This window comes from Haloplanus sp. GDY1, assembly GCF_023703775.1.
Lineage (GTDB): Archaea > Halobacteriota > Halobacteria > Halobacteriales > Haloferacaceae > Haloplanus > Haloplanus halophilus.
This window is the reverse complement of the sequence record NZ_CP098514.1, coordinates 2,725,788-2,737,631: the sequence shown is the minus strand read 5'-3', so window position 1 is coordinate 2,737,631 and position 11,844 is coordinate 2,725,788. Positions and strand designations below refer to the sequence as shown.

Sequence of the window (11,844 nt, the reverse complement as noted above, 5' to 3'; positions counted from 1 at the left end):
GGCCGAACGCGCCCATGAGCGACGACCCCGACGCACCCCCCGCGGACACCTTCGGCGTCAGCATCGGCGTCGACGACGACGCCCTCCGGTTCCTCGTCCACGTCCCCTCGACCCTCACGGCGTCGTGGGACGACCGGGACGCCTTCCAGCGACTCGTCGAACGGGCCGTCTGGGACCGTCTCGACCGCGAGCGCACCCTCCGGGCGGTCGACCGGGTCGCCGACGCCGGCGAACGCGTCGAACTCGGCACGGTGACGCTGGCGCCCGACGGCACCGTCGTCGGCCACGCCCTCTCCCCGCCGGACGAATGAGCCTCGACGACGTCCGGGCGGCCGCCATCGACCGCGCCCTGGTCGGCGACGACCCCGAAACAGCACTCGCCCTCGCGGGCGTCGTCGACGTCGCGGGCACCGCCGGCGCCGAGTCGGTCGACGAGTCGTTCGCCGCCACGCTGCTGGCCGTCCGCGCACTCGCCACCGGTCCCGACCGAGCACTCGACGAGGATGCCTGGGAGCCGGGCACCGATCCCGAACCGTTCGTCGTCGCCGGCGCCGCGGCGGCGGTCCGGTCGCGGGACCTCCCCCTCGATCGGGCCGCCGACCTCGCGAACTGCTCGGCGACGACGCTCGACGCCGCCCTCGACCGGCGAAAGAAGGAGTGAGCGCGTCAGCTATCGGCCGTTGCCGTTGCCGCCCGCGTTGCCGTTGCCGCCACTGTTACCGCCCGCGTTGCCGTTTCCGCCCGCGTTGCCGTTTCCGCCGTCGTCCGAGTCGCTGGAGTCGTCCGAGTCGCTGGAGTCGTCCGAGTCGCTGGAGTCGTCCGAGTCGCTGGAGTCGTCCGAGTCGTCGCTATCGTCCGAGCCGTCGCTATCGTCCGACTCCGCCTCGTCGGACTGGTCGTCCTCACCGGACTGCCCCGGCGCCGACCCCGAGTTGCCCGGCGCGTCCGAGTCGTCCGAATCGTCATCGCTCTCGTCGGACTGGCCCGGCGCCGACCCCGAGCTGCCCGGGCCGTCGTCATCGTCGCCGGACTGCCCCGGCGCCGACCCCGAGTTGCCCGGCGCGTCCGAGTCGTCCGACTCGTCATCGCTCTCGTCGGACTGGCCCGGCGCCGATCCCGAGTTGCCCGGGTTCTCGACCGGTGGGCCGGCCGGAACGACCCGGGACCCGTTGCCGTCCGCCTCGGTTTCGTTTCCGTCGTCGTCGGGCGCGTGCTCCGGCGGTCCGCGCTCGCTAGCGTTGGCGTTCGACGGGTTGTTGTTCGTCACGAACTCCGACACCTGCTGACCGAGCGGGCCGCTGAAGCCCGACCCCTTCAGCGCGTCGACGAACCCCGAGACGATCCGGCCGAACGGTCCGACCGGGTCCGGCGCCGTCAGTTCCGTCGTGGTCGTCGCCATCTCGTCGTCGTCCGTCGCCGTCACGGTCACCGTGACGTTCTCCGACGGTGCGGGGAGCACGACCGTTCCGCCCTCACTCGTTTCGTACTCGCCCGATCCCGCGTAGCTCTCGTTCCCGTCGGCCGTCACCTCGACCGTCGCGTTCGCCACGGGTTCGCCGAGACGACCGACCGAGACCGTCACCGTGCCGTCGTCAGCCTGTTCGACGCCCACCGCGAGCGTCTGGACGTGCTGAACGATCACCGAGGTGGTCGCCTCGTCACCGTCGTCGGCGGTCGTGATGGTCAGTTCGGCCGTCTCGTCGGGGTTGGCAAGCGTGACCGTTCCGTTCTCGTCGGTCTCGTACTCGCCCTCGTCGGCGTAGGTCGTGTTCGCCGTCACGGTCACCGTCGCGTTCTCCACGGTCGCGTTCCCACGCGTCACCGTCACGACGACCGATCCGTCGTCGGCACCCTCGACGGCGACGTCGAGGCCCGGATCGAGATCGGCTGTCGTCGTCACCGAGTCACCCTCGTACGTGGCCTCGACCGTCACCGTCACCGACTCGTTCGGCACCGGCAGCGACACCGTCCCGTTCGCGTCGGTCACGTACTCGCCCGTTCCCGTGTACGTCTCGTTCTCACCGACGGTCACGGTCACCGTCGCGTTCTCCACGGTCGCGTTCCCACGCGTCACCGTCACCGTCGCCGACCCGTCGTCGGCCTCCGCGAGGGTCGCGCCGAGCGCCGGATCGAGAGTGGCCGTCGTCGACGCGTTCGCGCCATCGTACGTCGCCTCGACGGTCACCGTCACCGACTCGTTCGGTTCCGGCAGCGACACGACGCCGTTGGCATCGGTTTCGTACGTGCCCGTCCCCGCGTACGTCTCGTTCTCGCCGACGGTCACGGCCACCGTCGCGTTCTCCACCGCCGTCCCGTTGCTCGCGACGGAAACCGTCGCGATGCCCGTCTCGTCGGCCTGTGTGAGATCGACCGACAGCGATTCCGTCTGCGCTGCCACCATCGCTGGCGCCACCGCCGACACCAGCAACACGACCGCCATCAGTACCGCACCGGTTCGTTTCGTGTTCATTCCGTTCGGTCCCCGGACGCTCACCCCATTAAATCGGGACAGCGCTGAACCCGGGTTCGGCCGGGTTTACGCCGATTAAACCGGGTTTAATTCGACAGACTGCGCCGGGTCGATCCGACTGATCCGCTGACCGCGTTCCGACCGACGAACGCGGTCGCTGACTGGTGCGGTCGCTGTCGGAGTCGAACGGCGGCGACGGGGAGCCCCGTCGCTCGTGGGTACGAAAACTGCAGTATGAGTGGTGAGGCGGCGAACCGAGACTCCCAGAGGGTCGCCCACTCCAGTACTGCTCGATACGCAGGCGGGCTTAACGTCCGTGTTCGGGATGGGTACGGGTGTGTCCCCGCCGCTCTGGCCGCCTTCATGCCGACCGACGGAATCGAACCGTCGTCACACCAGGGTCGGTCCGTCCGAAACCGTATATACGTGCGATCCAGTTAGCGCCTGGACCCGACAGTCAAATCGGATCACAGTGCGAATTCCAATGAATGTGGCTCGAACTGTTAGTGCTCGCGGGCTGAACGTCTCGTTGCCTCGACGCGTACACCCCGAGTCTATCTAACTCGTCTTCTACGAGTGTCCTCGGTGGTACCTCTTTTCCAGGTGGGTTTCGAGCTTAGATGCGTTCAGCTCTTACCCCGTGGTGCGTGGCTGCCCGGCAACTGCCCTTTCGGACAACCGGTACACCAGTGGCACCCAGGCGGAGTTCCTCTCGTACTATACGCCTGTTCCCGTCAGGTACCGTCACACCCCCAATAGATAGCAGCCGACCTGTCTCACGACGGTCTAAACCCAGCTCACGACCTCCTTTAATAGGCGAACAACCTCACCCTTGCCCGCTTCTGCACGGGCAGGATGGAGGGAACCGACATCGAGGTAGCAAGCCACTCGGTCGATATGTGCTCTTGCGAGTGACGACTCTGTTATCCCTAAGGTAGCTTTTCTGTCATCCACGGGCCCCATGAATGAGCCTCGTGGGTTCGCTAGACCACGCTTTCGCGTCAGCGTTCCTCGTTGGGAAGAACACTGTCAGGCCTCCTTGTGCTCTTGCGCTCTCTTCCGGGTTTCCGACCCGGATGAGGAGACCATCGGGCGCGCTCGATATCTTTTCGAGCGCGTACCGCCCCAGTCAAACTGCCCGGCTACCGGTGTCCTCCGCCAGGAGTGAGAGTCGCAGTCACTACCGGGTAGTATTTCAATGCTGGCTCGGTGGCCCGCTAGCGCGGGTACCTGTGTACCGCCTCCTACCTATGCTGCACAGTAGCGACCACGTCTCAGCGACAGCCTGCAGTAAAGCTCTATAGGGTCTTCGCTTCCCCTTGGGGGTCTCCAGACTCCGCACTGGAACGTACAGTTCACCGGGCCCAGCGTTGGGACAGTGGCGCTCTCGTTGATCCATTCATGCAAGCCGCTACTGAAGCGGCAAGGTACTACGCTACCTTAAGAGGGTCATAGTTACCCCCGCCGTTGACGGGTCCTTCGTCCTCTTGTACGAGGTGTTCAGATACCCGCACTGGGCAGGATTCAGTGACCGTACGAGTCCTTGCGGATTTGCGGTCACCTATGTTGTTACTAGACAGTCGGAGCGCCCGAGTCACTGCGACCTGCTCTTGCACAGAGCAGGCATCCCTTATTGCGAACGTACGGGACTAACTTGCCGAATTCCCTAACGCCGGTTGCTCCCGACGGGCCTTGCCTTTCGCCGGCAGAGCACCTGTGTCGGATCTCGGTACGATCACCACACTCGTCTTTTCACGGGCTCTAGGTACGACCGACTTACGCTATCTCAGGGTTCGGCCGCTTCCTGCCGTTACGGCTTCCACGGCGGTACCTGATTCGACCGGGCGAGAACCCGGCTCGGTTGTCCCCAAAGCGTCGACTTTCAGCGTGTGGTGGCACTGGAATGTTAACCAGTTTCCCCGTTGTCCCGGTCGAGTTACGGCGGGACTTAGGATCGGCTAACCCTCGGCTGATTAGCAGTGCCGAGGAACCCTTGCTCGTAAGGCCGTCGGGTGTCACACCCGACTATCGCTGCTACTGTGACCAGGATTATCGTCACCACTCGGTCCACACGAACTCTCGCCCGCGCTTCCGTCCGAGCGGCGTGCCAGCCTACGCGATGTCCCTGTGATAGGACCGGATAGGTCTCGGTGGTGGATTTGAGCCCCGATCATTTTGGGCGCCCCGAACCTCGGCCGGTAAGCTGTTACGCTTTTCTTAGAGGGTAGCTGCTTCTAAGCTCACCTCCCGGCTGTCTAGGGCTCGGGACCACCTTCGATCGCACTTAATCCACACTTGGGGACCTTAACCTACCGCTGGGTTGTCTCCCTTACGGTGCACAGGCTTACCCCGCACACCGGACTCCCACCGTCTGCGGCGTCCGCAAGTTCGGAGTTCGACAGGATGGCCGACTCCTCTCGGAGGCGGGTCATCCAATCGGTGGCTCTACCTCGCGGACTACCTCAGGTGAGGTCATGCTTCGACATGTTTCGGCTGGAACCAGCTGTTGCCGGGTTCGATGGGCCTTTCACCCCTACGCATAGGTCACGGGAGGGTATTGTAGGACACCACCCCTAACGGGCCTCCACGTGCCTTTCGGCACGCTTCACCCTGCCCACGCGTAGATCACCCGGTTTCGGGTCGCACCCGCTCGACTCCCCGCGCTTGAACACGGTGAGCCTGGCAATGCTGCGCTCGTATCGGTTTCCCTGCGCCTTCCCCGATGGTCGGGTTAGGCTCGCCGAGCAAGTGCACTCCCTGGTTCGTTTTTCAAAACGCACGACGGAACACCGGCTTCCCTCGAGTCCTACTGAGAGGTCGCCCTCCGGTCGTTCGTCGAGGGACCTTTCGTGCCCCGTCGCTCGATCGCCAGCTGAGTTCAGGCTCTATTTCAGTTCCCTTCTCGGGATACTTTTCAGCGTTCGCTCACGCTACTTGTTCGCTATCGGTCTCGAGGAGTATTTAGCCTTCCCAGTTGATGCCTGGGACCTTCACGAGGAATATCCAATCCCCGCTACTCGTGGACTGACGCACGTCGTACTGCATCCCGATACGGGGCTGTCACCCTGTATCGCGCTCCGTTTCAGGAGACTTCTCGGGACGGGTCGGACGCTGAGAGTCAGCCGACACCACATGTCTCGTGAGAGATTCGGTTTGGGCTGGCCCGCGTTCACTCGCGGTTACTGACGGGATCGCGGTTTGCGTTCTCTTCCGGCTCCTACTGAGATGTTTCAATTCGGAGCGTTCCCCATTGCGCGAGGCAATTGCGAGGGGATTCCCATTCGGAGATCCTCAGTTCTTCCCTTCCATGCAGGTCCCTGAGGCTTATCGCAGCTTGGCACGTCCGTCGTCGGCTCTCGAGCCGAGCCATTCACCAGCTGGCACAGTAGCCAGATTGATGGTTGTCACACTAGTGACCCGGTTTGACTGTCGGGTCCAGTGGACGCCTGGATCGCACGTACATACGGTTTCATCACGCTCCCGTGGACGCGAGAGCGTTCGACCCTTCCCATCCGCGTTCGCACGGGATGGTGCATCGGTCTTGCGTAGCCCAACCGAGCGCCGTCACGCACTTAAGGCGTGCGATCCGGCGCGGCGGGCTGGCATGGACCCGCTGGGATTCGAACCCAGGGCGTCCTCCTTGCAAAGGAGGTGCTCTACCGCTGAGCTACGGGCCCGGTCCCCGAGAGGGGGGACACGGTGGTGTGGGTGAAGTGTGAGCCGTGGTGGTTCTAAGGTGCCCGGTCGATGCGGTGGTCGATCCGTGGACCGTGTGGTCGTGTGGTGGGCCTCCCGTGTGGGAGGTCCCGGTCAGTAGGAGGTGATCCAGCCGCAGATTCCCCTACGGCTACCTTGTTACGACTTAAGCCCCCTTGCGGAGCCCAGATTCGACCGTCGTGCGACGGCCTCATCCGGACCCCACTCGGGTGCTTTGACGGGCGGTGTGTGCAAGGAGCAGGGACGTATTCACCGCGCGCTGCTGACACGCGATTACTACCGAATCCAGCTTCATGAGGGCGGGTTTCAGCCCTCAATCCGAACTACGACCGAGTTTAGGAGATTACCGTCCTCTTTCGAGGTGGGAACCCATTGTCTCGGCCATTGTAGCCCGCGTGTAGCCCAGCACATTCGGGGCATACTGACCTACCGTTGCCCGTTCCTTCCTCCGTGTTGGCCACGGCAGTCCTCCTAATGTACCCACCCGGGCGAACCCGGTGCTGGCAATTAGGAGTGCGGGTCTCGCTCGTTGCCTGACTTAACAGGACGCCTCACGGTACGAGCTGACGGCGGCCATGCACCTCCTCTCAACGGCTCTGGAAAGGTCATCAACCTGACCGTCATTACCGTTGTCGATGCTGGTGAGATGTCCGGCGTTGAGTCCAATTAAACCGCAGGCTCCTCCGGTTGTAGTGCTCCCCCGCCAATTCCTTTAAGTTTCATCCTTGCGGACGTACTTCCCAGGCGGTCTGCTTAGCGGCTTCCCTGCGGCACAACACCCACTCGTAGTGGGAGTCACACCTAGCAGACATCGTTTACGGCCAGGACTACCCGGGTATCTAATCCGGTTCGAGACCCTGGCTTTCGTCCCTCACCGTCGGATCCGTCTTCCCGAAGTGCTTTCGCCATCGGCGGTCCGTCCAGGATTACGGGATTTCACTCCTACCCAAGACGTACCCTTCGGGTCTTCCGGTCCCAAGCCGGGCAGTTTCCACCGGACGCCCGCCAGTTGGGCTGGCGGATTTCCCGATGGACTTGCTCGGCCGGCTACGAACGCTTTAGGCCCAATAAGATCGGCCATCACTCGAGCTGCCGGTATTACCGCGGCGGCTGGCACCGGTCTTGCCCAGCTCTTATTCCAGTACCTCCCTACGGTACTGAAAAGCGAGGACTGTATGCCCTCGCACTCGGGGTCCCCTTATCGCACTTGCGTGCAGTGTAAAGGTTTCGCGCCTGCTGCGCCCCGTAGGGCCCGGAATCTTGTCTCAGATTCCGTCTCCGGGCTCTTGCTCTCACAACCCGTACCGATTATCGGCACGGTGGGCCGTTACCCCACCGTCTACCTAATCGGCCGCAGCCACGTCCTACAGCGCGTGAGCGTTTGCGCGTCTCGGTATTCCAACGTGAGACGGGTATGACCTATTAGCCTCAGTTTCCCGAGGTTATCGGCCTCTGTAGGGTGGTTTGGCCACGTGTTACGGAGCTATTTGCTACGAGTGTGAACTCGTACAACTAGCATGGCTAAATCGGACCCCGATAGCAATGGCCTCCGGCAGGATCAACCGGAATGGGCTCACTCTTGCGAGTGAGGGGTGGCGGGGAGACTCGTAGAGAGTCTCCGCGTCGTATAGACCACTGAGGTCCGTGGTTCGAGTCACCGCGTCGACCGGGTGACACCGAACCACCAAGGCTCACATCAGATTCCGGCTTACGGCGGACCGCAGGGGTGGAATCCTCATGTTTCGTCCGGACCTGAACCGACGAGGGCGATCCACATAAGCCCGTTGATCGGGCGCGGGATCGCCTCGGTCGATCTGACCGGTCCGGGTGAGGCCGAGGGCACCGTCGCCCTCGCCCTTCGCATTACACTCGGATGGGAGGTGAACACTTAACCGCTCCGATCTGGGACGAAATCGGCAGCCGTACTGATATTTGCGTGGTGACCTCTCTCGTGGGAGCGGCCCACACGAGCGGAGCCGGCGATCCGGCGGATCGCCGTGGTGGTTTATAAGGATGGGGATACCAATGACGCGCATACGATGAGTGACCCGGCAGATTCGATAGAGATTCAGAACGTGGTGGCGTCGACGGGTATCGGACAGGAACTCGACCTCGAAGCGCTGGCCGAGGACCTCCCCGGTGCCGACTTCAACCCGGACAACTTCCCGGGGCTGGTCTATCGGACACAGGAGCCGAAGGCGGCGGCCCTCATCTTCCGCTCCGGCAAGATCGTGTGTACGGGCGCGAAGAGCATCGACGACGTACACGAGGCACTCGGAATCATCTTCGGGAAACTCCGCGACCTCAGGATTCCGGTGGAGGAGGACCCGGAGATCACGGTCCAGAACATCGTCTCCAGCGCCGACCTCGGCCACACGCTCAACCTCAACGCCCTCGCCATCGGGCTGGGACTGGAGGACGTCGAGTACGAACCCGAGCAGTTCCCGGGACTGGTCTACCGGATGGACGATCCCGACGTGGTCATCCTGCTTTTCGGCAGCGGAAAGATCGTCATCACGGGCGGGAAGCGAACCGCCGACGCGGCCGAGGCGGTCGACGTGATCGTCGATCGGATCGACGACCTCGGCCTCCTGGGATAGCGCTCCGTCGGCGCCGCCCGGACGGCGAGGGGGGAACACCGACGGGTCACAACGCGTTTCTCCGTCGGGACCGTACGGCGGCCGATGACCGACGAACCGAGGGACGGTGACGACGGAGCCGTCACGCTGGAGTCGTTTCTCGACGCGCTACAGGACGAGGGGCGACCCGTCGCCACCGCCCAGCAGGTCGCACGCCGACTCGACTGTTCGCAGGCGACCGCGAGCGAGGCTCTCGACCGACTGGTCGCCGCCGGCGACGTCGAGCGCCTCGACGTGGAGTCCGACCCCGTGGTCTGGTACCCCTCGGAGTGGGGACGTCTCGCGGACCGCGAGCGCGTGATCCTCTTTCCGGAGCGCCGCGAACTCGTCGTCGACGAGCCGACGCAGTACACCCGCGCGCAGCTCTCCCGGTTCGCCCACCTGATCGACACCTCGGGGGCCAAAGGCTACCTCTACCGCGTGCGCCAGGAGGACGTGTGGGCCGCCCCGTTCGACGACCTCGACGACCTCCTGGGAACCGTCCGGTCGGTCCTCCCCCGCCGCTCCCCCCATCTGGAGGAGTGGATCGAGCGCCAGTGGACCCGCGCCAGACAGTTCACCCTCACCACCCACGAGGACGGCTACACGGTACTCGAGGCGGCGAGCGAGAGCCTGATGGGCAACGTCGCCAGACAGAAGCTCGACGAGGAGCACCTCCACGCGCCCATCTCCGACACGGAGAGCTGGGTGGTCGAGGGGAGCGAGGCGGCGATCAAGCGGATCCTCTACGAGGCGGGCTACCCCGTCGTCGACGAGCGCGACCTGGAGACGGGCGAGCCGCTCGACGTAGAACTCCGGACGAGCCTGCGTGACTACCAGCGCGACTGGGTGGATCGCTTCCTGGACCAGCGCGCGGGCGTGTTCGTCGGCCCCTCGGGGAGCGGGAAGACCGTCGCCGCCATCGGCGCGCTCGTCGCCGTCGGCGGCGAGACGCTGATCCTCGTCCCCAGCCGAGAGCTCGCCGGCCAGTGGCGGTCGGAACTCCTCGAACACACGACGCTCGGCCCGGAGCAGATTGGGGAGTACCACGGCGGCGAGAAGGACATCAGCCCCGTCACCGTCGCCACCTATCAGGTCGCGGGCATGGACCGGCACCGCGCGCTGTTCGACCGCCGCGAGTGGGGGCTGATCGTCTACGACGAGGTCCACCACATCCCGAGCGAAGTGTATCGTCGCAGCGCGGACCTCCAGAGCAAACACCGCCTCGGCCTCTCGGCGACCCCGGTTCGGGAGGACGACCGCGAGACGGAGATCTACACGCTCGTCGGGCCGCCCATCGGCACCGACTGGGACGCGCTGTTCGACGCCGGCTACGTGCAGGAACCCGAAGTCGAGATCCGGTACCTCCCGTGGGCGAACGACGAGGAACGGAACGCGTACGCGAGCGCGGAGCCGCGCGCGAAACACCGGATCGCCGCGGAGAACCCGGCGAAGGTCGACGAGGTGCGCCACCTCCTCGCGGAGCATCCGGCCGCGAAGGCGCTCGTGTTCGTCGACTGGCTGGATCACGGGCGGGAGATCGCGGCGGCCATCGACGCTCCGTTCGTGAGCGGCGAGACGCCACACCACGAACGGGATCGCCTGTTCGAGGAGTTCCGCGAGGGCGAGCGCCGGACGCTCGTGGTCTCCCGCGTCGGCGACGAAGGCATCGACCTGCCGAACGCGGAACTCGCCGTCGTCGCCTCGGGACTCGGCGGGTCGCGCCGTCAGGGCGCACAGCGTGCCGGGCGGACGATGCGGCCCGCGGGGAGCGCGACGGTGTACGTGCTGGCGACCCGCGGCACGAGCGAGGAGGAGTTCGCCCAGCGACGGATGCGCCACCTCGCGGAGAAGGGGATTCGGGTGACCGAGCGGGGCGTGGACTAGAGTGCGGTGCCGAGGGCGTCCATCGTCCGCGCCACCCGCTCGACGTCGGCGTTGTATCCCATGTGACCGACCCGGAGCACGTCGTTCGCGAGGCCGCCGAGCCCGGTCGAGAGGGTGACGTCGTGGTCGCTTTGCAGGCGCTCCTGCAACTCGGTCGCCCGGCCCGGCACCGAGAAGGCCGTGACCGTCGGCGAACTGCGCTCGGAATCCGGGTACGGCTCCAGACCGAGTTCGCGGCCCCGCTCCCGACAGACTCGGGCGGCCTCGCGGTGGCGGTCGTAGACGGCGTCGAGGCCCTCCTCCAGCAACAGGTCGAGCGCCGCATCCAGCGCGACCACCAGCGTCGACAGGTGGGTGTAGGGGTAGGGCTGCTCGGCGTCGTGCCACGGGAGCAGGTTGGTGTACAGCGAGTCGGGGTCGCGGGCCTCGATCCGCTCCCACGCGGCGTCGCTCACGGCACAGACTGCGAGGCCGGGCGGCGCGCTGAAACACTTCTGTGACGCGCCGAGTGCGACGTCGATTCGGTCGGTGGGGACGGGCACGCCGCCGAGCGACGAGACGGCGTCGACGACGGTGAGGACGTCGTGGGCATCGAACAGGTCGAGCGCGGCGTCGAGGTCGTTGAGCGTGCCCGTCGGCGTCTCGCAGTGGACCATCGTCGCGAGGTCGAACGACTCCTCGGCGAGCGTCGCCTCCAGGTCGTCGACGGGTAGCGGGCCGTCGTAGTCGGCGTCGACGAGGGTCGCCTCGCCGCCGTAGCTCTCGACGAAGTCCGCGAACCCGTCGCCGTACGGCCCGTTCGAGAGACAGAGGACGCGGTCACCGGGGGCGACGGTGGAGGCGATGGCCGCCTCCAGTCCGAGGATGCCCTCGCCGCCGAGGACGACCACCTCGTCGTCGGTGCCGAAGACCGTCGACAGCTTCCGTTCGAGCGCGTCGTACCGGTCCGCGAAGGCCGGATCGACGTCGGGGTTGAGCAGTTCCTCGCCGGCCGCCTCCCTGACCGACGGCGGGAGGGCCGTCGGACCGGGCGTCATGAGCATACGCCACCTAGCCCGCCGGGGGGCTTGTAGGGTGCGGTGTGGGGCCGATCCGTGACGATCCGACGGGTGCCGACGGGAAGGCACATGAGCGGGGCGGACCTATCGCGGC

Annotated in this window: 6 protein-coding genes, 1 tRNA gene and 3 rRNA genes; 4 read left to right on the top strand and 6 right to left on the bottom strand. The window is 65.4% G+C overall.

All coding sequences use genetic code 11. The features are described from left to right. Nucleotides 1-14 precede the first annotated feature (14 nt). Entirely contained in the window at nt 15-311 is a 297-nt protein-coding gene (locus NBT67_RS14670) for a DUF8124 family protein (protein ID WP_251342506.1), read from the top strand. Continuing rightward, nucleotides 308-661, top strand: a complete 354-nt coding sequence (locus tag NBT67_RS14665) for a hypothetical protein (protein ID WP_251342505.1) — start codon at nt 308-310, stop codon at nt 659-661. Before NBT67_RS14670 ends, NBT67_RS14665 begins: the two co-directional genes overlap by 4 nt. Before the next feature lie 9 nt (nt 662-670). Here the strand turns inward: NBT67_RS14665 and NBT67_RS14660 are convergent, their stop codons facing one another. The 5 genes from NBT67_RS14660 to NBT67_RS14640 form a co-directional block, all read right to left on the bottom strand. Next, on the bottom strand, nt 671-2,470 hold the full coding sequence (locus NBT67_RS14660) for a hypothetical protein (protein ID WP_251342504.1): 1,800 nt from the start codon (nt 2,468-2,470) through the stop codon (nt 671-673). Nucleotides 2,471-2,711: 241 nt separating this feature from the next. Continuing rightward, nucleotides 2,712-2,833 (bottom strand): 5S ribosomal RNA (gene rrf, locus NBT67_RS14655). Nucleotides 2,834-2,955: 122 nt separating this feature from the next. After that, a 23S ribosomal RNA gene (locus NBT67_RS14650) occupies nt 2,956-5,868 on the bottom strand. A gap of 207 nt (nt 5,869-6,075) precedes the next feature. After that, nucleotides 6,076-6,147: transfer RNA gene (locus NBT67_RS14645), tRNA-Ala, on the bottom strand. 138 nt (nt 6,148-6,285) lie between these two features. Further along, a 16S ribosomal RNA gene (locus NBT67_RS14640) occupies nt 6,286-7,756 on the bottom strand. The 16S, 23S and 5S rRNA genes sit together here with 1 tRNA gene alongside, the layout of an rRNA operon. A 470-nt stretch (nt 7,757-8,226) precedes the next feature. Between NBT67_RS14640 and NBT67_RS14635 the strand changes: the two genes are divergently transcribed. Further along, nucleotides 8,227-8,787, top strand: coding sequence for a TATA-box-binding protein (locus NBT67_RS14635; RefSeq protein ID WP_251342503.1), 561 nt, complete (start codon nt 8,227-8,229; stop codon nt 8,785-8,787). 84 nt (nt 8,788-8,871) lie between these two features. After that, on the top strand, nt 8,872-10,692 hold the full coding sequence (locus NBT67_RS14630) for a DEAD/DEAH box helicase (RefSeq protein ID WP_251342502.1): 1,821 nt from the start codon (nt 8,872-8,874) through the stop codon (nt 10,690-10,692). Here NBT67_RS14630 and NBT67_RS14625 read toward each other — a convergent pair. Then, entirely contained in the window at nt 10,689-11,735 is a 1,047-nt protein-coding gene (locus NBT67_RS14625) for a pyridoxal-phosphate-dependent aminotransferase family protein (protein ID WP_251342501.1), read from the bottom strand. The genes NBT67_RS14630 and NBT67_RS14625 overlap by 4 nt on opposite strands. Between the last annotated feature and the right edge of the window lie 109 nt (nt 11,736-11,844).

Bases quoted from the DNA above. Each gene is read 5' to 3' on its own strand.
- NBT67_RS14670 (WP_251342506.1), top strand. From the start codon at position 15: ATGAGCGACGACCCCGACGCACCCCCCGCGGACACCTTCGGCGTCAGC.
- NBT67_RS14665 (WP_251342505.1), top strand. From the start codon at position 308: ATGAGCCTCGACGACGTCCGGGCGGCCGCCATCGACCGCGCCCTGGTC.
- NBT67_RS14660 (WP_251342504.1), bottom strand. From the start codon at position 2,470: ATGAACACGAAACGAACCGGTGCGGTACTGATGGCGGTCGTGTTGCTG.
- NBT67_RS14635 (WP_251342503.1), top strand. From the start codon at position 8,227: ATGAGTGACCCGGCAGATTCGATAGAGATTCAGAACGTGGTGGCGTCG.
- NBT67_RS14630 (WP_251342502.1), top strand. From the start codon at position 8,872: ATGACCGACGAACCGAGGGACGGTGACGACGGAGCCGTCACGCTGGAG.
- NBT67_RS14625 (WP_251342501.1), bottom strand. From the start codon at position 11,735: ATGCTCATGACGCCCGGTCCGACGGCCCTCCCGCCGTCGGTCAGGGAG.